This is a genomic window from Luteibacter rhizovicinus (assembly GCF_004342265.1).
In the GTDB taxonomy this organism is placed as follows: domain Bacteria; phylum Pseudomonadota; class Gammaproteobacteria; order Xanthomonadales; family Rhodanobacteraceae; genus Luteibacter; species Luteibacter rhizovicinus_B.
In genome coordinates, this window is the sequence record NZ_SMCS01000007.1 from 148,657 (window position 1) to 172,317 (window position 23,661).

21 protein-coding genes are annotated in these 23,661 nt (G+C 63.7%); 18 read left to right on the forward strand and 3 right to left on the reverse strand.

Going from position 1 to position 23,661, the window contains the following annotated elements; translation table 11 throughout:
* Positions 1-5 precede the first annotated feature (5 nt).
* From EC912_RS16120 to ilvN, 8 genes are all read left to right on the forward strand, one after another.
* On the forward strand, positions 6-956 hold the full coding sequence (locus EC912_RS16120) for a branched-chain amino acid transaminase (RefSeq protein ID WP_132145946.1): 951 nt from the start codon (positions 6-8) through the stop codon (positions 954-956).
* Positions 953-2,368, forward strand: coding sequence for a 3-isopropylmalate dehydratase large subunit (gene leuC, locus EC912_RS16125; protein ID WP_132145948.1), 1,416 nt, complete (start codon positions 953-955; stop codon positions 2,366-2,368). The genes EC912_RS16120 and leuC overlap by 4 nt, the downstream gene beginning before the upstream one ends.
* Positions 2,365-2,961, forward strand: a complete 597-nt coding sequence (gene leuD, locus EC912_RS16130; RefSeq protein ID WP_132145950.1) for a 3-isopropylmalate dehydratase small subunit — start codon at positions 2,365-2,367, stop codon at positions 2,959-2,961. The genes leuC and leuD overlap by 4 nt, the downstream gene beginning before the upstream one ends.
* Positions 2,958-4,022 carry a 3-isopropylmalate dehydrogenase gene (gene leuB, locus EC912_RS16135; protein ID WP_132145952.1) on the forward strand — a complete coding sequence of 355 codons (1,065 nt, stop codon included), beginning with the start codon at positions 2,958-2,960 and terminating at the stop codon, positions 4,020-4,022. Before leuD ends, leuB begins: the two co-directional genes overlap by 4 nt.
* Positions 4,023-4,048: 26 nt before the next feature.
* Complete coding sequence (ilvD, locus tag EC912_RS16140) at positions 4,049-5,785, forward strand: dihydroxy-acid dehydratase (RefSeq protein WP_132146049.1); 1,737 nt, start codon at positions 4,049-4,051, stop codon at positions 5,783-5,785.
* A gap of 54 nt (positions 5,786-5,839) precedes the next feature.
* On the forward strand, positions 5,840-6,865 hold the full coding sequence (ilvC, locus tag EC912_RS16145) for a ketol-acid reductoisomerase (RefSeq protein WP_132145954.1): 1,026 nt from the start codon (positions 5,840-5,842) through the stop codon (positions 6,863-6,865).
* A gap of 176 nt (positions 6,866-7,041) precedes the next feature.
* Entirely contained in the window at positions 7,042-8,847 is a 1,806-nt protein-coding gene (gene ilvB, locus EC912_RS16150) for a biosynthetic-type acetolactate synthase large subunit (RefSeq protein ID WP_132145956.1), read from the forward strand.
* Positions 8,848-9,330, forward strand: a complete 483-nt coding sequence (gene ilvN, locus EC912_RS16155) for an acetolactate synthase small subunit (protein WP_132145958.1) — start codon at positions 8,848-8,850, stop codon at positions 9,328-9,330.
* A gap of 163 nt (positions 9,331-9,493) precedes the next feature.
* Here the strand turns inward: ilvN and EC912_RS16160 are convergent, their stop codons facing one another.
* Positions 9,494-10,093 (reverse strand): short chain dehydrogenase, encoded by a 600-nt coding sequence (locus tag EC912_RS16160; protein WP_132145960.1) that lies wholly within the window; start codon positions 10,091-10,093, stop codon positions 9,494-9,496.
* A gap of 107 nt (positions 10,094-10,200) precedes the next feature.
* Between EC912_RS16160 and EC912_RS16165 the strand changes: the two genes are divergently transcribed.
* The 10 genes from EC912_RS16165 to EC912_RS16205 all read left to right on the forward strand — a co-directional run bounded on the left by EC912_RS16165 (position 10,201) and on the right by EC912_RS16205 (position 22,654).
* A complete protein-coding gene (locus EC912_RS16165) occupies positions 10,201-11,127 on the forward strand; it encodes a helix-turn-helix domain-containing protein (protein ID WP_132145962.1) in 927 nt (308 codons plus the stop codon).
* 212 nt (positions 11,128-11,339) lie between these two features.
* A complete protein-coding gene (locus EC912_RS16170; protein ID WP_132145964.1) occupies positions 11,340-12,707 on the forward strand; it encodes an ABC transporter substrate-binding protein in 1,368 nt (455 codons plus the stop codon).
* Positions 12,704-13,579 (forward strand): carbohydrate ABC transporter permease, encoded by an 876-nt coding sequence (locus tag EC912_RS16175; protein ID WP_132145966.1) that lies wholly within the window; start codon positions 12,704-12,706, stop codon positions 13,577-13,579. The genes EC912_RS16170 and EC912_RS16175 overlap by 4 nt, the downstream gene beginning before the upstream one ends.
* Positions 13,580-13,591: 12 nt before the next feature.
* Positions 13,592-14,422 carry a carbohydrate ABC transporter permease gene (locus EC912_RS16180; RefSeq protein ID WP_132145968.1) on the forward strand — a complete coding sequence of 277 codons (831 nt, stop codon included), beginning with the start codon at positions 13,592-13,594 and terminating at the stop codon, positions 14,420-14,422.
* Between the two features lie 8 nt (positions 14,423-14,430).
* Complete coding sequence (locus EC912_RS16185; RefSeq protein WP_132145970.1) at positions 14,431-15,507, forward strand: ABC transporter ATP-binding protein; 1,077 nt, start codon at positions 14,431-14,433, stop codon at positions 15,505-15,507.
* A gap of 7 nt (positions 15,508-15,514) precedes the next feature.
* Positions 15,515-16,990: a mannitol dehydrogenase family protein gene (locus EC912_RS16190; protein ID WP_132145972.1), complete on the forward strand. Its 1,476-nt coding sequence runs from the start codon at positions 15,515-15,517 to the stop codon at positions 16,988-16,990.
* A gap of 118 nt (positions 16,991-17,108) precedes the next feature.
* Positions 17,109-17,282 (forward strand): hypothetical protein, encoded by a 174-nt coding sequence (locus EC912_RS19465; protein WP_165973643.1) that lies wholly within the window; start codon positions 17,109-17,111, stop codon positions 17,280-17,282.
* Between the two features lie 216 nt (positions 17,283-17,498).
* The gene (gene ubiA / locus EC912_RS16195; RefSeq protein WP_132145974.1) at positions 17,499-18,515 is read left to right on the forward strand and encodes a 4-hydroxybenzoate octaprenyltransferase; all 1,017 of its coding nucleotides are present in this window, start codon (positions 17,499-17,501) and stop codon (positions 18,513-18,515) included.
* A gap of 132 nt (positions 18,516-18,647) precedes the next feature.
* Positions 18,648-21,140, forward strand: a complete 2,493-nt coding sequence (locus EC912_RS16200; RefSeq protein WP_243649324.1) for a TonB-dependent receptor — start codon at positions 18,648-18,650, stop codon at positions 21,138-21,140.
* A 26-nt stretch (positions 21,141-21,166) separates the two neighbouring features.
* Positions 21,167-22,654, forward strand: coding sequence for a CehA/McbA family metallohydrolase (locus EC912_RS16205; RefSeq protein WP_132145976.1), 1,488 nt, complete (start codon positions 21,167-21,169; stop codon positions 22,652-22,654).
* Here EC912_RS16205 and EC912_RS16210 read toward each other — a convergent pair.
* Positions 22,640-23,344 carry a ComF family protein gene (locus tag EC912_RS16210; RefSeq protein ID WP_132145978.1) on the reverse strand — a complete coding sequence of 235 codons (705 nt, stop codon included), beginning with the start codon at positions 23,342-23,344 and terminating at the stop codon, positions 22,640-22,642. The genes EC912_RS16205 and EC912_RS16210 overlap by 15 nt on opposite strands.
* 29 nt (positions 23,345-23,373) lie before the next feature.
* On the reverse strand, positions 23,374-23,580 hold the full coding sequence (locus EC912_RS16215; RefSeq protein ID WP_132145980.1) for a hypothetical protein: 207 nt from the start codon (positions 23,578-23,580) through the stop codon (positions 23,374-23,376).
* Between the last annotated feature and the right edge of the window lie 81 nt (positions 23,581-23,661).

The following is a 23,661-nucleotide window of genomic DNA, read 5'->3' on the forward strand; positions in this document are numbered from 1 at the left end:
GTTCCATGCAAGCCCCGACTCATCTCTGGCACAACGGCCGCATCAAGGCATGGCACGAGGCGACCGTGCATGTGGGCGCCCACGCGCTGCACTACGGCTCGTCGGTGTTCGAAGGCGTGCGCGTCTATTCGACGCCCGACGGCCCGCGCTATTTCCGCCTGGAAGAACATACCGAGCGTCTGTTCAATTCCGCGCGCGTTTACGACCTGACCATCCCATACGACGCGGACGCGATCAACCGTGCCTGCCGCGAAGTGATCGCCGCGAACGGTCTGGAATCGGCCTATGTGCGCCCGATCGTTTACCGCAGCGGCTTCACTTTCAGCCTGGCTCCGCCGCTGGATACCGCCGTCGACGTCGCGATTATCGCCCTGCCCTGGGGCGCTTACCACGGTGCCGATGCGATCGAGAATGGCGTCGACGTCTGCGTGTCGTCGTGGAATCGCGCCGCCCCGAATACCTTCCCCAGCGGCGCCAAGGCCGGTGGCAACTATCTGAATAGCCAGCTCATCGCCCGCGAAGCCATCAACGGCGGTTACGCCGAAGGCATCGCGCTGGGCACCGATGGCTTGCTGAGCGAAGGCGCTGGCGAAAACCTGTTCGTGGTCCGGAACGGCAAGCTGTACACGCCGCCGTCCGCCGCGAGCATTCTCTGCGGCATTACCCGGGACAGCGTGCTGACGCTTGCCCGCGAGCGCGGCATCGACGTCATCGAGCAGGCGCTGCCGCGCGAAATGCTGTATTTCGCGGACGAAGTATTCATGACCGGCACGGCCGCCGAAGTCACGGCCGTGCGTTCGGTCGACCGCAAGCCCGTGGGCTCGGGTAAGCCCGGACCGATCACGCGTCAGATCCAGCAGGACTTCTTCGGCCTGTTCGATGGACGCACGGAAGACAAATGGGGTTGGCTGACGCCCATCGAGAACGACGTCGCCGCCGGGAGGGTCGCCGCATGAGCGCCCGTACCCTGTTCGACAAGCTGTGGGATTCGCACCAGGTCGTCGCCGAAAGCGCGACGACACCGGGTGTGCTGTATATCGATCTGCACCTGGTGCACGAAGTCACCTCGCCGCAGGCATTCGACGAACTGCGTTCGCGCGGCCTGAGCGTTCGCCGCCGCGACCGCACGCTGGCGACGCTGGATCATTCCACGCCCACGCTGCCGCCCGATGCGAACGGCAAGCGCCCGTATTACACGCCCGAAGCGGAAGCCCAGGTCGCGATGCTGGAAAAGAACGTCGTCGACTTCGGCATCGACCTGATGGGTTGGGACAGCCCGAATCGCGGCATCGTGCATGTGGCCGGTCCCGAAGTCGGCGCCACGCAGCCGGGCATGACGATCGTCTGCGGCGACAGCCACACCGCGACGCACGGCGCGTTCGGCGCGTTGGCCTTCGGTATCGGCACGACCGAAGTCGGCCACGTGCTGGCCACGCAATGCCTGCTTCAGCGCAAGCCTAAGTCGCTGGCCATCCGCGTCGACGGCGCATTGCAGCCGGGCGTCACCGCGAAGGATCTGATCCTGCACATCATCGGTCGCATCGGCATCGGCGGCGGCACCGGTTATGTCATCGAGTACACCGGCGAAGCCGTTCGCGCGCTGTCGATGGAAGAGCGCATGACGGTCTGCAACATGTCGATCGAAGCTGGCGCACGCGCCGGACTGATCGCACCGGACGACACGACATTCGAATGGCTGGAAGGCCGCGAGCGTGTGCCGAAGGGCGAAGCATGGAATCGCGCCGTCGCGCAGTGGCGCACGCTGACCACGGATGCGGGCGCTCGCTACGACAGCGAAGTCCGCATCGACGCATCGACGATCCAGCCCAGCGTCACCTACGGCACGCACCCGGGCATGGTCGTTGCGATCAACGCGCCCGTGCCCGCGGCTGCCGATGCACTGGAGCAGCGCGCACTCGATTACATGAAGGTCACGGCGGGCAAACCCATGGCCGGCGAAGCGGTCGACGTCGTCTTCATTGGCAGCTGCACGAACGCGCGCCTGTCCGATCTGCGCGCGGCCGCTCAGATCATGCGCGGTCGCCAGGTGGCGGCCGGCGTCCGCATGCTGGTGGTTCCCGGCTCCGAACAGGTGCGGCGCGATGCGGAAAGCGAAGGCCTGCACCAGGTGTTCCGCGATGCCGGTGCCGAGTGGCGCGAGCCGGGCTGCTCGATGTGCATCGCCATGAACGGCGATCTCGCCCAACCGGGCCAGCTTGTCGTGTCCACCAGCAACCGGAATTTCGAGGGTCGTCAGGGCAAGGGGGCGCGAACCGTACTCGCCAGTCCGCTGGTCGCCGCCGCATCCGCCATCGCGGGTCGTGTCGCCGATCCTCGCGAATATATCGAACAGGAAGCCGCCGCATGAGCAAGACCACCCAACCGCTCGCCTACGTGCATTCGCGCACGGCGGTTCTGGCGAACGAAAACATCGACACCGACCGCATCATCCCCGCGCGATTCCTGACGACGACGGAACGCACGGGTCTGGGCAAGCATTGCTTCGAGGACTGGCGTTACGCCGCCGACGGCAGCGATAACCCGGCCTTCGTGCTGAACCAGCCCGTGTCGCGCGGCTGCGCCATCATCGTTGCCGGCCACAACTTCGGCTGCGGCTCGTCGCGCGAGCATGCGCCGTGGGCGCTGCTGGACTACGGCATCCGCGCGGTGATCTCCAGCGAAATCGCGGACATCTTTCGTGGCAACGCGCTCAAGAACGGCCTGCTCGCCATCGTGGTGAGCGAACCGGAGCATCGCTGGCTGATCGAGAACCCCGGCATCGAACTGCGCATCGACGTCGCCGAAGGCACGATCCGCCTGCCCGACGGCGGCAACATCCATTTCGATCTGGACGCCTTCGCACGGCATTGCCTGCTGAACGGTGTGGACCAGCTGGGTTTCCTGAGCCAACAGGAAGAAGCCATCAGCGCATACGAAACACGCATGGAGCAAGCCGCATGAAAGCCTCGATCGTCGTATTGCCCGGCGACGGCATCGGTCCGGAAGTCGCCTCCGCCGGCGTCGCCGTACTGCGCCAGATCGCCGAACGTTTCGGCCACGATTTCACCTTCACCGAGCACGCGATCGGCGGCGACGCCATCGACCGCTTCGGCGACCCGCTGCCGCCCGCCACGCGCGAAGCGTGCCTGGCCGCGGACGCGATTCTGCTTGGTGCGGTCGGCGGCCCGAAGTGGTCCGATCCCAACGCGCCCGTACGTCCTGAGCAAGGCCTGCTGGCCATGCGCAAACTGCTCGGCGTATTCGCGAACGTGCGACCGCTGAAACTGCATCCGCGCGCGGCGGCGCTGTCGCCGTTGAAACCGGAGCGCACGAAGGGCGTCGACCTGGTCTTCATTCGCGAACTCACGGGCGGCATCTATTTTGGCGCGAAGACGCGCACGGACGATGCGGCGACCGACGAGTGCCGCTACACCGTGGGCGAGATCGAGCGCGTCATGCGGCATGCCTTCGATCTGGCGCGTACGCGCCGGAAGAAAGTCACGTCGGTGGACAAGGCCAATGTGCTGGAGACCTCGCGCCTGTGGCGTTCCGTCGCCACGCGTATCGCCGCGGACTATCCGGATGTCGAACTCGAACACCAGTTGGTGGACTCGATGGCGATGCACCTGCTGACCCGTCCCGCCGATTACGACGTGATCGTGACCGAGAACATGTTCGGCGACATCCTGACCGACGAAGCGTCGGTGCTGGCCGGATCGCTGGGCCTGTCGCCGTCGGCATCGCTGGGCGGCCCGGGCGCGGGCGTCTACGAGCCGATCCATGGCTCCGCGCCGGATATCGCGGGCAAGGCGCTAGCCAATCCACTGGGCACGATTCTCAGCGTCGCGATGCTGCTGCGTCATTCGCTGGGACTCTCCACCGAAGCAGACACGGTGGAAGCCGCTGTCGACTACGTCATGGAAAACGGCAACCTCACGCGCGACCTCGGCGGCGATGCGACCACGCACGCGGTTACCCGCGCGGTGCTGGATGCCTGTGAAGCAAAGGCGGAGGCCGCATGAACGAGAAGAAGATCCCCATCCGCACGCTGCGTAGCGATGCGATCAAGACCGGTCCCGACCGTGCGCCCGCCCGCGCCATGCTGCGTGCCACCGGCCTGGACGACGAGGCCATCGCGCGGCCGATGGTCGCCATCGTGCACAGCTGGTCCAATGTCTCGCCGTGCAACCTCAACCTGCGCGAACTGGCCGAAGCGGCCGCCAATGGCGTGCGCGCCGCGGGCGGCACGCCGGTCGAGTTCAACACCATCGCGGTCACCGACGGTATCGCCATGGGTACGTCGGGCATGCGCGCTTCGCTGGTCAGCCGCGAGCTGATCACTGACTCGATCGAGCTGGCCGTCGACGGCCACTGTCTCGATGCGATGGTCGTTCTGTGCGGTTGCGACAAGACGATTCCCGCCGCGGCCATGGCGCTAGCGCGCCTGAATATCCCCGGTGTCGCGCTTTACGGCGGCAGCATCGCGCACGGCAATCACAACGGTTGTCCGATCACCGTGCAGGAAGTGTTCGAAGCGGTCGGCGCGCATGGTGCCGGCAAGATCGACGACGCCGAACTGGAAGACGTGGAACGTCATGCCTGCCCCGGCGCCGGTGCCTGCGGCGGTCAGTTCACCGCCAACACGATGGCCATGGTGCTGACGACGCTGGGTCTTTCCCCCGTCGGCCTCAACGATATTCCCGCGACCGCTCCGGAAAAGCTGGCGGCGGCGCATCGTTGCGGCGAGCTGGCGATGGAATGCCTGAATGAAAATCGCCGCCCGAGCGATGTCCTGACGCCCGCCGCATTCCATAACGCGGCGCGCATGGTCGCGGCAACGGCGGGTTCGACCAACGCGGTGCTGCACCTTCTCGCGATTGCCCACGAGGCACGCGTACCGTTGACGATCGAAGACTTCGAACCCGCATCCGCGAAGACTCCGGTCATTGCGGACCTGAAGCCCGGCGGCCGTTACAGCGCCGTGGAACTGACCGCCGCCGGCGGCACGGCGATCGTCGCGCGCGAACTGCGCACGGCCGGCATGCTGACCGATACGCCCACCGTCACCGGTCGCTCGCTGTTCGCCGAACTGGACGCCGCACCCGCGGCGACCGAGGGACAGCAGGTCGTGCGCGATATGGCGCATGCCCTGAAGCCACGCGGCGGCTACAGCATTCTGTACGGCAATCTCTCGCCCGAAGGCTGCATCCTCAAACTGGCAGGCCATGGCCGCCTGAGTCATGCGGGTCCGGCACGCGTGTTCGAAAGCGAGGAAGAAGCTTTCGCCGCCGTGCAGGCGGGCAAGATCCGTTCGGGCGACGTCATGGTCATCCGCAACGAAGGTCCCGCAGGCGGACCGGGCATGCGTGAAATGCTGGCCGTGACGGCGGCGCTGGTCGGACGCGGTCTGGGTAACGACGTCGCGCTGATCACCGATGGACGTTTCAGCGGCGCGACCCACGGTTTCATGGTCGGTCACATCGCACCCGAAGCGGCTCGCGGCGGCCCCATCGCCCTGCTCCGCGAAGGCGATGCGATCTTCATCGATGCCGGTACGCGCGAACTGCGCACCGATGCCGACCTCACCGCACGCCGCGCCAGCTGGCGTCCCGCACCGCCGAAAGTCACCCGGGGCGTACTGGCCAAGTACGCGCGGCTGGTGGGCTCGGCCGCCGAAGGCGCGGTGACGCAGGCCTTCGAAGACGACGAAGACATCGCACCGCCAACGCGCCGCAAACAAGAAGATTCCGCCGACGACCTGACCCAAGCCCTGATCGGCAACTGATCCATCCGAACTCCGCGCGCATCGCGCACACCCTTCGCACCTGGAGAAAACGACGTGACCGAGAAACAAGCCACCATTGCCCCGCTGCAGAACGCCCGCATCGCCGTCCTCGGCTATGGCAGCCAGGGCCGCGCGCATGCACTGAACCTGAAGGATTCCGGCCTCGACGTCGTCGTGGGCCTGCGCCCCGGCGGCCCCTCGTGGAATCGCGCCTATCTCGACGGCTTTGCGGTCGCCGAACCTTCCGAAGCCGTTCGCGGCGCCGACCTGATTGCGGTACTGACGCCCGACATGGTCCAGCCCCAGCTCTATCGCGAATCCATCGAGCCGAACATCAAGCCCGGCGCCGCACTGCTGTTCGCGCATGGCTTCAACGTGCATTTCGGTCAGATCGAACCACGCAAGGACATCGATGTCGTGCTGGTCGCTCCGAAGGGACCGGGCGCGCTGGTTCGTCGCGAATATGAAATCGGCCGTGGCGTGCCCTGCCTGTTCGCCGTCCACCAGGACGCGACGGGTAACGCGGAAGAAAAAGCGACGTCTTACGCGGCCGGCATCGGCGGCGCGCGCGCCATGCTGATTCAGACCGACTTCAAGGAAGAGACCGAAACCGATCTGTTCGGCGAACAGGCCGTGCTGTGCGGCGGCGCGAGCGAACTGGTCATCAAGGGTTTCGAAACGCTGGTCGAAGCGGGTTACCGCCCGGAGATCGCGTACTACGAAGTCATGCACGAACTGAAGCTGATCGTCGACCTGTTCTACGAAGGCGGCATCGCGCGCATGCTGGAATTCGTCTCCGAAACGGCCCAGTACGGCGACTACACGCGCGGCCCCCGCGTGATCGACGACGGTGTGAAGGAGCGCATGAAGGGCGTTCTGAAGGACATTCAGGATGGCACCTTCGCCCGCGAATGGACGGCCGAATACAAGGCCGGCTTGCCCAACTACAAGGCATTCAAGCAGCGCGACCTCGAGCACCCGATCGAGCAGGTCGGCGCCCGTCTGCGCGCACGCATGCCGTGGCTGCAGGCGGCACGCCCGGAAGCCACGGCGGTCGAGCCGGCCAAGGCAGCCGAGTAAGCAGTGTCATGCCGGCGGTCGGAGCGCGACCGCCGGCGTCTGCAAGAAGCACTGGATCTTCTTCAACAGGCCGCCGGCCAGACCGGCGATACGCAAGGATTCTTTGAGTGAATGCGCAACTGGATTCCATCGGCGACATTAGCCGGCCCTCTTCCCACCCCTTGGCCGGACAGGCCATGACAGGTGCCGACATCGTTGTTCAGGTGCTGGCCGACGAGGGCCTCGACGTGCTGTTCGGCTATTCCGGCGGCGCGATCCTTCCGGTATACGACGCCGTCTTTCGTTACAACGAAAGCAATCCACGCGACGACGGCAGCGAGCCGCTGCCACTTATCGTGCCCGCCAACGAACAGGGCGCGTGTTTCATGGCCGCCGGCTATGCCCGCGCATCGGGACAGGTCGGCGTGGCATTGGTCACCTCGGGTCCCGGCGCAACCAATGCCGTCACTCCCGTGCGCGATTCCATGGCCGACTCGGTGCCGCTGATCGTGATCTGCGGTCAGGTACCGACCGCGGCGATCGGCACGGACGCATTCCAGGAAGCGCCGATCACCACGATCATGGGCGCGTGCGCCAAGCATGTGTTCCTTGTCACCGACGCCTCCTCGCTGGAAGCGACGCTACGCACGGCTTTTCATATCGCGCGCAGCGGACGTCCCGGCCCTGTCGTCATCGATATTCCGAAAGACGTGCAGAACGCGCCGCTGATCTTCCAGGGTAATCGCGAACTGCCGGTGCGCGGCTACCGGGCGCGACTGCGCACGGTGCAGGACGCAACGATCGACGATGCCCACTGCGCCGCGTTCTTCGCCGCGCTGGGTCGCGCCGAGCGTCCGCTGATCTACGCGGGTGGCGGCATCATCTCCGCCGGCGCGGCGGATGCCTTGCGCGCGTTCGCACGGACGTTCGGTATTCCCGTCACCACGACCCTGATGGGTATCGGTGGATTCGACACCACCGATCCGCTCGCGCTGCACATGCTCGGCATGCATGGCACGGCTTACGCGAATTACGCCATGGACGACTGCGATTTCGTGTTTGCACTGGGCGCGCGCTTCGACGATCGCGTGGTCGGCGTGCCGGCCGAGTTCGCGCCACGGGCGAAGACGATCGCGCAGATCGATATCGACCCTGCTGAAATAGGCAAGGTGAAACAGGTGGACTGGCATCATATCGGCCACCTCGACGGCGCCCTTCAGCGTCTGCTTCGCTATGGCCAGCGACAGGGATTCCGTCCGCGCGAAGACGGTCGCTACGATGCGTGGCACAAGCATATTGCCGCACTGAAGAAAACCCATGCGCTCAACTACCAGCGCGACGGAGACCTCATCCAGCCGTACGCCGTGATCGAGGCGATCAACCGCATCACCGACGGCCGCGCCATCATCACGACGGGCGTCGGACAGCACCAGATGTGGTCCGCGCAGTATTTCGATTTCCGCGAGCCACGACGCTGGCTGACCTCCGGCTCGATGGGAACGATGGGCTTTGGCCTGCCCGCGGCTATCGGCGCGCAGTTCGCGCGACGCGACCTGACCGTGATCGATATCGATGGCGACGCCAGCATCCGCATGAATATCGGCGAGCTGGAAACCGTCACGACGTATGGTCTTCCGGTGAAGGTCGTCGTGCTGAACAACGCTGGCGACGGCATGGTTCGGCAGTGGCAGAAGCTGTTCTTCAAGGGGCGCTTCTCGGCATCGGACAAGAGCCTGCACAAGAAAGACTTCGTTCGCGCCGCGCAGGCGGATGGATTCGAATGGGCCCGTCGCCTGGACGATCCCGCGCGAATCGACGAGACCGTGGCGGATTTCCTGGCTTTCGCCGGGCCGGCGTTTCTGGAAGTCGTCATCGATCCCGATGCGGGCGTGTATCCCATGGTGGGACCGGGCGCGACCTATGCGCAGATGATCACGGGCGACTGGATTGCCAGCCGTTCGGAAGCGGTGGCCGATACCGCCGAACCGACAGGGATGTTCTGAATGCGCCACCTGATTTCCATTCTGTTGCAGAACGAAGCCGGCGCATTGGCACGCGTGGCGGGGCTGTTTGCGTCGCGCGGCTACAACATCGAATCACTGACCGTGGCGGCAACGCCGGATGCCGAAGTGTCGCGGCTTACGCTGGTCATCTTCGGCGACGACGGCGTGGTCGACCAGATCATCAAGCAGTCGCGCAAACTGGTGGACGTGATCGATATCGCCGAACTCACGCGGCGGGAGCATGTCGAGCGCGAATTGCTCGTAGCCCGCGTGGATGGTGCGCATGATCGCATCGATGCCTGCATCGCCCAGCATGGGGCACGTGTGCTGGAGCGGCATGGCACGAATACGCTTGTCGAGTTCACCGGCCGCCCGGATGAGGTGGACCGGTGTCTGGATGCCTTCGCCAGAATCGGCGAAGTGAGCGATCACGCGCGCAGCGGCATCGCGGCGCTCGAGCGTGCTTCGGTAGCCGTGGTGTAACACCCTCTGCGTAGGAGCCCGCTTGCGGGCGAAAGCCAACGGAGCGGAGATGCCATGCGTGACATCCGCAGCCCATAGATCGGGCTCGCGGAGGTGAGCATCCGTCTTCCTCGCCCTGTTGGCTTTCGCCCGCAAGCGGGCTCCTACAACGAGGCGCAGGTGATCAGTGGATTTTGTAGACCCGCCCCGTCTCCGCACCTTCGACACTGCGACTGAACGCCAGCGCCGCACGTGCCGCCGGTACCGGCTCGAAACCACGGAAGTACGGCCCGTAGCTTCCCATCGATTCGGTCAGTATCGTCGGGCTGACCGCGTTGATGCGGATACCGCGCGGCAGTTCGATGGCGGCGGCGCGAACGAATGCCTCCACCGCACCGTTGACCATGCTTGCCGAAACACCCTGCACGATAGGTTGATCGGTAAGAATGCCGGTGATAAGCGTGAAGGAACCGCCATCGCGGAGATGCGCGACGCCTTCCCGCACCAGCCGCACCTGTCCCATCAGCTTGTCGTTGATGCCACGGGCGAACTGTTCTTCGGTGAACGTATCCAGCGGACCGAAGTGCACGCTGCCGGCGGCACATACGATGGCGTCCAGCGGGCCCGTCTTCTCGAACAGGGCGCGCACGCTGGCCGGATCGGCAATATCGACGCGAAGGTCGCCGCTCTGGCGGCCCGCCGAAACGATTTCGTGACGCTGGCCAAGCTCGGCCACTACGGCATGACCCAATGTACCGCCCGCACCGACGATGAGAATTTTCATGGAAACTCCTTGTTCGAAACGTGGGGAATGGGGCCTTCGTCACCCTACCTCAACCGGTGCTGCGGTCGCGGCATGACAGGTACCCCGGCGAGGGCTACGCTCGGGACATGAACCGCCGCGCCACCCAGATCCTGCCGCCGCCACTCGCCGATACCACGGCGCTCGGACCCGAGCAGGACCTGCTTGGCCTTTCGGACGGGCCGTCGATCCACTATCTGGAACATGGCTCGCGTAGCCGGCTTATCCGCTGGCACTACCATCCGGCATACGAACTCCATCTGATCGTCGCCACGCATGGCACTGCGTACGTGGGCGATCATGAAGGGCCTTTCTGTCCTTACACGCTGGTGCTCACCGGCCCTAATGTTCCGCACAACTGGATCACGGATCCTTCATGCGAACCGATAGCGCTACGAGACCGCGTGATCCTGTTTCCGGAATCGTTCGTCCATCGCTGCATTGAGTTTTATCCGTCCGCGCCACACATCGCGTCGTTGCTTCTGAATGAAGCGCGCTACGGTCTCGTCTTTTCTTCGGAACTCGGACGCCGGCTCGAGCCGCTGTTCAAGCGCGTGGCGGACCATCCGGGCCTGCGTCGCATCGCCAGTTTCTTCGAACTTGTCGAAGCGCTCGCGGAAGACACGACACGGCGACCGCTAAGCAGTCGCCCTTTCCAGGCCAGTTCCGATCCCGGTCAATCGTTACGGTTGCACCGTGCCGTCAACTACATCGATAACAATTACGCCAGCGACATTTCGCTGCAAACAATCGCCCGTCTTCTCGACATGTCGGGAAGTGCGTTCTCGCGATTCTTCCACCAGCATACGGGCTACCGGTTCATCGACTACGTGAACCAGACCCGCGTGCAACGTGCCTGCGCGCGCCTGGCCGAATCCGAGGCCCACATCACCGACATTTGTTACGAGGTCGGCTTCAGCAATCTGTCGAACTTCAATCGCCGTTTCCTCGCGATGACCGGAAGCACGCCGCGCGAATATCGGTTGCGTCATCGGAACATGTCGCGCGAGACATGACGCACTGCGGAATCAAAGCAGGTTAAGTCGCATACTTTCTTGCCAATAATCCATGCTGCGTAGCCGCATAATGGCGTTGTACCGCACACGCTCGTGCAAAAAAGTACGCATTTGCGAGTCAAACGAATACCGCATGTATTGGTGAGCGTGCGGCGCGCGCCTCTATAAAGACGGACGTCCCGTGTCGGACGGCTGGCGTTATGGAGGTATCGATGAACGACCTACGGAACAGGCTGAGTTCGTTCGTGCTGGCGGCATCGATCGCCACGGCATCCGGTATCGCCGCGCCCGCGCTCGCCGACACCACACTGACGATAGGCACCGTCAACAACGCCGACATGGTGCGCATGCAGGCGCTCTCTTCCGAATACGAGAAGTCGCATGCCGGCGTACACCTGAACTGGGTCGTCCTCGAAGAGAACACGCTACGGCAGCGCCTCACGACCGATATCGCCACGCACGGTGGGCAGTTCGACGTCGTCACCATCGGTGCCTATGAGGCGCCGCTCTGGGGCGCGCAACACTGGCTGCAGCCGCTGGACAATCTACCCGCGAGTTATGACGTCAACGACATCTTCGCGAATGTGCGCGAGCAACTAACCGTCGACAAACATCTGTATGCCGTGCCGTTCTACGCCGAGGCCAGCATCACCTACTACCGCAGCGACCTGTTCGCGCAGCACGGCCTGACCATGCCGCCCTCGCCTACATGGGATCAGATGCGCGACTTCGCCGCGAAGCTGCACGATCCCGAGCATGGTATGTACGGCATCTGCCTGCGTGGCAAGGCCGGCTGGGGCGAGAACATGGCCTTGCTCGGGACCATCGTAAACAGCTACGGCGGCCGCTGGTTCGACGAACAATGGCGGCCGCAGATCGATACGCCGCCGTGGCACCAGGCGGTCAATTTCTACGTCGGCCTGCTTTCGAAATATGGCCCGCCCGGCCCCAGCGACAACGGATTCAATGAGAATCTCGCGCTGTTCGCGGCGGGCCGATGCGCAATGTGGGTCGATGCCAGCGTCGGCGGCGGCACGGTTTCCGATCCGAAGGAAAGCCGCGTCGCTGGCAAGGTAGGCTACGCGCGGGCACCGCATCAGGTAACCGACCGCGGATCGGCTTGGCTATGGGTATGGTCGCTGGCGATTCCCGCCAGTTCGAAGCAGACCGATGCGGCGCGCGACTTCATTCTCTGGGCAACGTCGCGCGAGTATCTGGAACTGGTCGCGGCACGCTACGGCGAAGCGGCCACGCCGCCGGGTACACGCGAGTCGACCTATGCATCCCAGGCATACCTGAAAGCGGCCCCTTTCGCGCAGGTCACCTACGATTCGCTGCGCGCCGTCGATCCCGCGCATCCGACGCTGCTGCCCGTGCCATACAAGGGCATCCAGATCGTCTCCATCCCCGAATTTCAGGCCGTCGCCAGCCTTGTCGGCCGTCTCGTGGCCGGGGCGCTGGCCGGGCGAGGCAACGTGGACGACGTACTGCATACCTCGCAGAACGCGGTGAATCGCACGATGAAGCGCGCGGGTTACTACGACGCGCCAGTCGTTCCCAAGAAGGAGGCGCAGCCATGAGTACGCATCGTCGCAAGCGTTCCGAACGGCTGCTCGCGCAACCCGCGATCGTCATGCTGCTGGTATGGATGATCGTCCCGCTGGCGATGACGCTGTACTTCTCGACTCAGTACTTCAACCTGCTCTACCCGAACAAATCGTCGTTCGTCGGACTCGAGAACTTCGCGTACTTCTTTACGTATCCGAGTTTCTGGACCAGCGTGCTCAACACGATCCTGCTCGTCGGCAGCGTGCTCGTGATTACCGTGGTCGGCGGCGTGCTTATCAGCGTACTGGTCGACGATCACTTCCCCGGACAGGGCATCGTCCGCATGCTCCTGATCTCGCCGTTCTTCATCATGCCAACGGTCGCCGCACTGGTCTGGAAAAACCTGCTGATGAATCCCGTCTCGGGCTTCCTCGCCTGGCTATGGAGGCTGTTCGGACTGACGCCGGTGAACTGGTTCGCGGACTGGCCCCTGCTTTCGGTGATTGTCGTCGTCGCATGGGAATGGCTTCCCTTCGCCATCCTGATCTTCGTCACCGCGCTGCAATCGATGGACCGCGAACAGAAAGAAGCCGCGCAGATGGACGGCGCGCGCAGCGTCGCGATCTTCCGCCACCTCACGCTCCCGCATCTTGCCCGCCCCATCGCCGTCGTGGTGATGATCGAGGCGATCTTCCTGCTCAACGTGTTCGCCGAGATCTTCGTCACGACCAACGGCGGCCCGGGCGATGCGACGACGAACGTTCCGTTCCTCGTCTATACCCAGGCGCTGGTCGAATTCGATGTCGGCGCGGCTTCGGCCGGCGGACTGGTGGCCGTGGTACTGGCCAACATCATGGCGATCTTCCTGATCCGCCTCATCGGCAAGTCGCTGACCGCGCGCTAAGAGGATCCGACCATGGCAAAGAAACCCACACGCCGCCTCGCCCGCACTGTTCGCGCCATCGCTTCCTGGCTCGTCGGTCTGATCGTGTTCTTTCCGATCCTGTGGATGCTGCTGACGAGCTTCAAGACGGAGCTGGACGCGTTTAGCATGCCGCCGCATTTCGTATTCGCACCCACGCTGGAAAATTACGAACAGATACTAAAGCGCGCGAACTATCTGCATTACGCGTGGAACTCGATCGTTACCGCCGGTGGCGCGACGATACTCGGCATGCTGGTAGCCGTGCCTGCCGCGTTCGCCTTCGCTTACCACCCGACCCTGCGCACGAAAAACATCCTGCTCTGGATGCTGTCGACGAAGATGCTTCCGGGTGTCGGCGTATTGGTGCCAATCTACCTGATCTGCCGCGACCTCAACATGCTGGACTCGCGTACCGCGTTGATCGTGATTTTCGCGCTGATCAACCTGCCGATCATGGTGTGGATGATCTACACCTATTTCCGCGACATACCCATCGATATCCTCGAGGCGGCGCGCATGGACGGCGCGGGGACGTGGAAGACGATGTCGCGCGTGCTGATTCCCATCAGTCGCGGTGGACTGGCGTCGACAGCGCTGCTCTGCCTCATCCTTTCTTGGAACGAATCGTTCTGGTCGCTCAACCTCACGACGAGCAACGCCGCGCCGCTGTCGGCGCTGGTAGCTTCGTTCTCGAGTCCCGAAGGCCTTTTCTGGGCCAAACTTTCCGCTGTATCGACCCTCGCCTGCGCGCCCATCCTGGTGCTTGGCTGGCTGTCCCAGCGCCAGCTCGTTCGCGGCCTCACCTTCGGCGCAGTCAAGTAGGAGTTGCCATGTCTCGCCTCGTCATTCGCTCGCTGCGCAAATCGTTCGACGGCACCGACATCATCAAGGGTGTCGACCTGGTCGTGGAAAATCGCGAGTTCTGCGTATTCCTCGGACCGTCCGGCTGTGGAAAGTCGACCCTGCTTCGCCTGATCGCCGGGCTGGAAGACGTCGACGAGGGCCAGATCCTCCTCGACGAGGACGACATCACGGATCTTCCGGCGGTGCGCCGCGATCTGGCCATGGTTTTCCAGTCCTATGCGCTTTATCCGCATATGACGGTGCGCGACAACATGTCGTTCGCGCTGAAGCTCGCGAAGGCCGATAACGCCACCATCGATGCGAAGGTGGGCAAGGCCGCGAAGATCCTTGCGCTCGAACCGCTGCTTGACCGCAAACCCGCCGCGCTCTCGGGCGGTCAGCGACAGCGCGTCGCCATCGGTCGCGCCATCGTGCGCGAGCCACGCGTGTTCCTGTTCGACGAGCCGCTCTCCAATCTGGATGCCGCGCTGCGCGTGCAGACGCGTCTTGAGATCGCGCGACTGCATCAGGAACTCAACGCCACGATGGTGTACGTGACCCACGATCAGGTCGAAGCGATGACGCTGGCCGATAAGGTCGCGGTATTCAATGAAGGCCGCATCGAGCAGGTCGGATCGCCACTGGATCTGTACAGAAGACCGGTCAATCGATTCGTAGCCGGCTTCCTCGGCATGCCGCAGATGAATTTCCTGCCACTGACGACGGCTAACGGCGGTTACACGCTGGCCAATGGCGCGGCGGTGGCGCTACCTGCCGGACTCGATGCCGGTAGTGGAGCGACGCTGGGTATCCGGCCTGAGCACCTTGTCATCTGCGAGGGTGACGATGCGCGACCGGGCGTGCGCCTCGACGGCAAGCTGACCGTCGTCGAACGGCTCGGCAGCGAAACCTATGCGTATGTGGATATTCCATCGATCGGCACGCTGACCGTGCGAGCTGAGGGCGATTTCGAGCGGGGCGCCGGACGCGGCGTCTGCGTACGCCTCGATACCACGCACGCGCATCTGTTCGACGCCAAAGGCGTCGCCATCCACCATCCGTGAAATCCACATGTCCGTGAAGCTGAGCGACAGCACACTCGATCGTCTGCCCGATGGCGTTATCGCGCCCGCCTATCGTCGTGCCGATGTAAGGCCCGGCATCGCTCATATCGGCGTCGGTGCATTTCATCGGGCACACCTTGCGATGTATACCGAGCGTTGCCTGGCCGATACGGACCAGCACGGCTGGGGCATTCTCGGCATCAATCTGCTGGAGCACGATCGACCGCTCGCGGAAGCGCTGACCTCGCAGGATGGTCTTTACTCGGTTACCGAGTACGACCCCACGGGCGGGCGTGTCAGTCACGTCGTTGGCGCCATGATCGAGTATCTCTATGCACCCGATGCACCGTCGCGCGTGCTGGACCGGCTTGCCGATGCGTCGATATGCATCGTGTCGCTGACCATCACGGAAGGTGGCTATCTCATCGACGAGCACGGCACGTTCCGGCTCGACGAGGAAACCGTCGTACACGACCTGGCCCATCCGGACGATCCGCGCGGCGTTTTCGGTTTCATCGTTGGCGCACTGGAACGGCGCCGCGCGGCCGGCATGGCACCATTCACCGTGATGTCCTGCGACAACCTGCGCCACAACGGCGACCAGGCACGTCGCGCCTGCCTTGCATTCGCCGCCGCGCGCTCGAAGGAGCTTGCCGCGTGGATCGAGCGCGAAGTGAATTTTCCGAATGCGATGGTCGACCGCATCACCCCCGCAACCACGCCGGAGCGCCGCGACGAACTCAACGCGGCAACGGGCCTCGACGACAGGGCACCCGTCGTTTGCGAAGACTTCATCCAGTGGGTACTCGAGGATCGTTTTCCGCTCGGACGCCCGGCATGGGAGCGTCATGGCGTGCAAGTGGTCGAAGACGTCACACCGTATGAGGAAGCCAAGATCCGGCTGCTCAACGGATCGCATCAGATGCTGTCGTATCCGGCGTTCCTGTCGGGACATCGACGCGTGGATGTCGCCGTCTCCGACCCGTTGTTCCACGGGTATCTGAAGTCTTTTCTCGACAAGGATGCGGGTGTCTGGCTCCGCTCGTTGCCCGGCATGGAGCTCGAAAGCTATAAACGGACGCTGCTGGAACGTTTCGAGAATCCCTCGATTGCCGATCAGCTCGATCGGTTATGCCTGGACGGCGGCTCGAAGATTCCGGGCTTCATCCAGCCGACGCTGAATGCGTGTCTCGAGCACGGACACGATGCGGACCGGATCGCGTTTCTGTTGGCCGCATTCGACCGGTATGTACGTGTCGGTCGCGACGACCATGGTCAGACCTATCCCCTGCGCGAGCCGAATGCGATGCGCCTGATCCAGCCGCTGATCGACAGCGGATCGCCGATGGCGCTGATCGGAAGCGTCGAATTACTGGGGCCGCTGCCAGCCGCAAATGCCGATTTCGTGAGGCGCTATCTGGGATATGTGGACAAGCTGGCCAAGGATGGCGTCCGGAAAACCATGGAAGAAATGGACGTCTAAATCCCGGATGACCTCAGGCGTCGCCACTGGCATGCAATGCGTTTCACCGCACCTTATCGATAGCTTCACCCTTCCTGTAGGAACCTGAGCTTGTCCCTGCGCGAGGGAGGAACCGAACATGCCCACCAATCCAACCAGTCCCGGTCCACCGTTCGCCGAACCCGGCAAACAACGCCCCGACAGCGAGATCCGGCGACCCGGCAGCTACCGACCGGCACGCGAAGCGGACCCCGAGCCGCTTGCGCTCGACGATCCTGAAGAAGAAGCCAATTACCTACCGTTACACCAGTAACCAGCGCGAGACCTGACTTGCAGGAGCGCGCTTGCGCGCGAAAGCCAACAAGGCGAGGAAGACCGATGCTCACCTTCGCGAGCCCGATTTACGGGCTGCGGATGCTACCCACAGCTTCACCGCTCCGTTGGCTTTCGCGCGCAAGCGCGCTCCTACAAAAAGGCGTGTGACCGACCTCGCAAACGCCGGACGGGACCGGTCGGCTAAACTGGGCCGATGAGCCCGACGCCCCGCAAACCTTCCAGCCGCCCCAAGGCGCCCGCGACAACGGCCAAGCGCCGCCCCATTGCCGCGCCCGCGCGCCAGACGCGGCCAGCCGATGCTTCGACGCGAGCCGAGAAGACGCTGGACTGGCTGCTCCGTCCACTCCCGCCGCACCTGCGCGAGAAAGCCCACGCCTACCTGGTACTCACGCGCATGGATCGCCCCGTGGGGGCGCTGCTCCTGTTGTGGCCGACCTGGTGGGCACTATGGCTCGCCGCGAAAGACTTCCCGCCCGTGGGACCGCTCTTCATTTTCACCATCGGCGTTTTCGCCATGCGTGCGGCGGGCTGCGCGATCAACGACTATGCCGACCGCAAACTCGATCCACAGGTGGCGCGCACGGCGGGGAGGCCCATTGCTTCCGGTCGCGTCACCCCGCGCGAGGCATTGATCGTCTTCGCATCGCTGCTCGTCCTGTCCTTCGTGCTGGTGCTGTTCACCAACAAGCTGACGATCCTGCTCTCCTTCGCCGGCGCGGCGCTGGCGGCGATCTATCCGTTCACCAAGCGCTACACGCACCTGCCCCAGGTCGTGCTGGGCGCGGCATTCGGCTGGTCCATTCCGATGGCGTTCGCCGCCGTGACCAACCACGTCCCGCCGCAGGCCTGGCTGCTGTTTATCGGAAACATCATCTGGTCGGTGATCTACGACACGGAATACGCGATGGTCGATCGCGACGACGATATCAAGGTCGGCGCGAAGTCGACCGCGATCCTGTTCGGCGACGCGGATCTCGCGATTATCGGCATTCTCATGGGGACGTTCCTCGTCACGATGCTGCTGGTCGGCACGCGCGCGGCACTGGGCTGGCCTTACTGGATTGCCCTGCTCGCCGCAGCGGGACTGTTCGCGTGGCAGCAATGGATCATGCGCGGGCGCGCACGCGAGGCGTGCCTGACCGCCTTCCGCAATAACAACTGGCTAGGCCTCGCGCTCTGGGTCGGCATTGTGATCGCGCTCGCACTTTAATCCACCTTGTTGCATGCCGATGACAAAGACATCGTGAATTTTCACGATTGAAACCCCGTGGTCATCCACACTGAGTCGTCGCGTCACAACCAAAAACCAACATGTCGGTTCCCCGGAACCGACTGACCCGACATGCATACCATCCTGCTTCGCCGTGCCGTGCGCATGGCGCTCGTAAGCCCGTTCGCGTTTGCCCTGGCCTTTCCCGCTTTCGCGCAGGACAGCGCGCCGGAAAAGAAAACCACGGACATGGACAACGTCGTGGTGACGGCGCGCTCCGGCACCGAAACCCGTACCAAGGCGGAAACCAGCTACTCGGTCACCACGATCGACGAAGACCGGTTACGCATGCAGGCGCCCACGAGCGTCACGGAAGCGATGAAGTCGGTGCCCGGCTTCTGGGTGGAATCGTCCGGCGGCGAAGCCAGTGGCAATATCCGGGCGCGCGGCATTCCCGTCGACGGTTACGGCTCGGTAAACCTGCTCGAAGACGGCATCCCCGTACAGCACGACCCGGCGCTGGGTTATCTCAACGCCGACCAGGCGTTCCGCCTGGACGAAACCATCGAGCGGATCGAAGTGGTTCGCGGCGGTCCCTCGTCGGTGTTCTATTCGAATGCCCCGGCCGGCGCGATCAATTTCATTCCTCGCCAGGTCGGCGATACGCCCGATGGACTGATCAAATACACCGTCGGCAATTATTCGTTGAACCGGCTCGACTTCTGGTACGGCACGCCGGTCGGCGGCGGCTGGAAGCTCGGCGTGGGTGGGTTCTGGCGGCAGGATAACGGCGTACGCAGCCCGGGCTTCGACGCGAACAAGGGCGGGCAGCTTCGCGCGAATCTGTCGCGCGATCTCGATGGCGGCCATGTCAGCTTCGATGTGAAGCATATGGACGACAAGGTCGCGCTCTACCTCGGCATTCCCATGCGGACGAATGCCAGCGGCGATATTCGTCCCGTGCCCGGTTTCAACGGCAATTACGGCACGCTGGCCGGCCCCGATACCCAGCACGTCATGATGAAGGAAGGCGACGGAAGCCTGTACAACTTCGACAACAGCGAAGGTACCCACGTCAAGCGCACGCAGCTGACGTTCAAGTTCGATCACGACCTTGGCGGCGACTGGAAGCTTGCCGAAAGCATGCGTTACAGCACGACCGACACCCAGCGTAACGGCGTATTTCCGAACACGCTGCAAAGCGCGACGTCGTTTCTGGCGGCGCAGAACAAATACCTCTCGGGGTATCCGGGTGCGACGGGCTATCAACTGCGCTACGTCGACAATCCATCGCAGATCTACAACAACGCCAACCAGAACGGCAACGGTCTGGTCGTCGTCGGCGGCCTGCGCGGCGTGACGATGCCGGTGGACGAGTTCATCAACGATACGCGCGTGCTGCGCAAATTCGACATCGGCGGGCAGTCGCACGACGTCACGTTTGGCTATTACTACGCGCGCTTCAATCAGGATTTCGACCGTTATTCATCGAGCGTCCTGATGGATGCAAAGGACAATGCGCAGCTGCTCGACCTGGTCGCGGTCGACGCGAATGGCCGCCCCGTCGGCACGCTTACCGACCATGGCGTCTACCGTTACGGCTACGAGTGGGAACACGCCAGCGGCACGTCGACGACGAACGCATTCTACCTTTCGGACGAATGGCAGGTCACCGACAAGCTGCGCATCGACGGCGGCGCGCGCTGGGAAAAAGTGAATGTCGCGGGCAATACCGAACTCAAGCAGACGGTGAATCAGGGAACGTTCGCAACGTCGACCATCCTCACGGGCAATGGCCAGTTCGTTCACTACGACCAGAGCTTCGACAAGCTCGGCTGGACCCTTGGCGCGAACTATCAGTTCGACGGGCACCAGGGCATCTTCGCCCGCTACACGCCGACATTCCGCCTGCCGAGCCTGAGCTCGTACATCACGAGCCCGACGGCAACGCCCATTATCCAGACGATGAAACTCGCCGAGGCGGGCTGGAAGTACAGCGACCGCTTTGCGGATCTGTATGCGACGGCGTTCTACACCAAGTACAACAATGTTTCCTTCAGCAACTACGTATTCAATCTGAATGGCAGCGCATCGACTGCACAGACAGGCTACGCGGATACGAAGACGTACGGCCTGGAACTGGAAGGCACGCTGTATCCGTCGAGCCTGTTCGACGTGCAGTTCAACGCGACGCTGCAGCAACCGGAGTACAAGGGGTTGCGTTATACGGAAGTCGTCGCCGGGAATCCGGTCCTTCGCGACTACCAGGACAATCAGCTGATCCGCGTACCGAAGGTCAGCTACCGCATCGTTCCCGGCGTGAACCTGATGGACGGAAAGCTGCGATTGCAGGTGTCGTTCGAGCATGAAGGCAAGCGCTACGTCGATACCGCGAATTCCGTCGTTCTGCCCGCGTATAACGTGATCGGTGCCAGCGCGCGCTACGACGCCACCCAGCAACTGTCGCTGTTCCTCTATGCCGACAACATCACCAACTCGCTTGGCCTGACCGAAGGCAATCCGCGCGCCGGTGAATTGGCGAGCTCCGATGCGGGCGCGAACACATTCATCGCCCGGCCGCTGCTGGGTCGCTCGTTCCGTCTCGCCGCGATGTACCGGTTCTAATTGGAGATGTGCTTATGGGGATGACCATGAAACACTGGTTCTGTATCGCTCTTATCGGGTTCGCCAGCATGAGCATTCATGCTGAGGTGCGACCCGATGCGGTGCTTCATGGCGAGCTTTCCGGCAAGGACAACCGGACGTATCGCGAGGTGCCGTTCGACGTACCCGAAGGCACGTCCCGCATCACGATCGATGTCGACTACACCGGGCGCGACGAGCGCACCACGATCGACATCGGATTGCTGGGGCCGGGCGGTTTCGCCGGACAGGACGGCTTCCGCGGCTGGAGCGGCGGAAGCAAACGCGTCTTCACCGTGTCGGCGACGGATGCGACCGCATCGTTCCTGCCCGGCGCGATTCGTGCCGGGCGCTGGACGCTGTTGCTGGGTATCCCGAATATCCGGCCCCCGTCCCATGCCACGTATACGGCACGCGTATGGTTCGGCACGGATACCCATGAACCATGGGGCCCAGCCGATCCGCTGACGCCTCCGCTACGCCGCGAGGCAGGCTGGTATCGCGGCGATCTGCACATGCATACGGCGCATAGCGATGGCGGCTGCCCCACGCAAAGCGGCGCGGCGAAAGTGCCTTGCCCGCTGTTCCTGACGGTGGCGAAGGCCGCCCAGCGCGGTCTCGACTTCATCGCCATCAGCGATCACAACACCATGTCGCAAGTGTCGGAGATGCGCGAGCTGCAACCGTACTTCGACCGGATGCTGCTGATGCCCGCACGCGAAATCACAACGTTTCAGGGTCATGCGAATCTGTTCGGCGTGTCCCGTCCCGTGGATTTTCGCGTCGGCAGCGCGGCAGTTCCCGACTGGAATGCCTTGCTCGGCGATGTCGCGAAGGCAGGCGGTCTCATTTCGATCAATCATCCGAAGCGTCCCAATGACGAGACCTGCATGGGCTGCGGCTGGACGCCCGAGCGTCCCGTCGACATGGATCGCATCCAGGCCGTGGAGGCCGTGAACGGTTCTGACGTGGGTGGCGCGAGTTCGGGCATTCCTTTCTGGGAGGCCCAACTGGATGCGGGCCATCGTCCGACGGCGATCGGCGGCAGCGATAGCCACGATGCCGGATCGATCGGTACACCGACGACCGTCGTACGCGCCGGCGATCTGTCGATGCCGGCGGTACTGGACGGTATTCGCGCGGGGCATGTGTTCGTGGATATCGAGGGCGCGGCGGACCGGATGCTGGATCTGCGGACGGTGGCGGCGGGCAAGACGATCTCGATGGGCGACGAGGTCGCCGTGAAGCCGGGCTCGGTGTTGCGCTTCGTCGTGCATACGGAAGGCGTCGCGGGCAGTCGCGTCGAACTGATCGATAACGGTCGCGCGCTCGCCACGCCTATGAATACCGCCGTGCAGGGATCGCGCGACGATCGGACCGTCGACTGGACGGCCGATGGCAAACCTCATTGGATTCGCGCGAATGTACGTGCGGCGGACGGTCGTCTGTTGCTGCTGGGCAATCCGATTTACGTCAACCGGTCAATGTCCCGGTAACGGGGCGCGGGCCAGCGCCCAGACGTCGACGCGCGCCACGCCAGCCCGGCACAGGACGCGCGCGCATTCGGCCAGCGTCGCACCCGTGGTCATCACATCGTCGACGAGAGCGACGTGCTCCACCCCGGGCGCGGCGCGCAGACGGAAGGCGCCATGCACGTTCTTCCGTCGCGCGACCGCATCGAGTTCGGTCTGCGCATCGGTCGCGCGTCGGCGCGCCAGCAGGTCGTGACGTAAAGGCAGATCGAGCGCACGAGCCAGCGGACGCGCGAGTTCCAGCGCCTGGTTGTAGCCGCGACGACGCAGTCGCGCGGTGTGCAGGGGAACGGGGACGATTAGCTGCGGACGTTCCGTGGATGGGGCGGCCTCGCACCAGCGCCCGGCCAGCACCCGCCCGCAGGCAAGGCTGCCGCCGAACTTGAACCGGCTTTCCAGCACATCGAGGGGCCACGCATAGACGAAGGGTACCCATGCGGCGGTCCACGGCGGCGGACGACGCTGGCACTGACCGCACAACTCGACGGTATACGCCAGCGGCAACGCGCAACGCATGCAACGACTATCGTTGCGAGGCAGCTGTGCGGCGCACGCGGCGCACATATCCACGACGCCATCGCCGCTGTCGCCGCACAGCACGCAGCGCGGCGGAAGGATCAGGCGTTCCAGTATCCGAAACGGTTTGTTGAGCATGTGGCGACGCGTCCTTGCGTCCGGTGGGATCAGCCGCGCGGTTTGAAGAGCGCCGCGTCGATGATCGACCAGAGGTGGATGATCCAGCCCAGCCAGATGATCCAGAGCACGGCGGCGAGCACGAACATGATCAGCGCCTTGAACGGCCGGCCCTGCACCAGTTGTCCGAGTCCGGGAATGAAAAAGCTGCAAATCGCGGCCAGTACGTTGCCGGAACTGCCTTGTCCTGCGGTCATGCGCCTTGTCCTCGTTAAGGTTGTCCCGTGGTCATGGTAAGGCATCCCGCGGGGGCATACTGTCAACCTGCATACGCATAC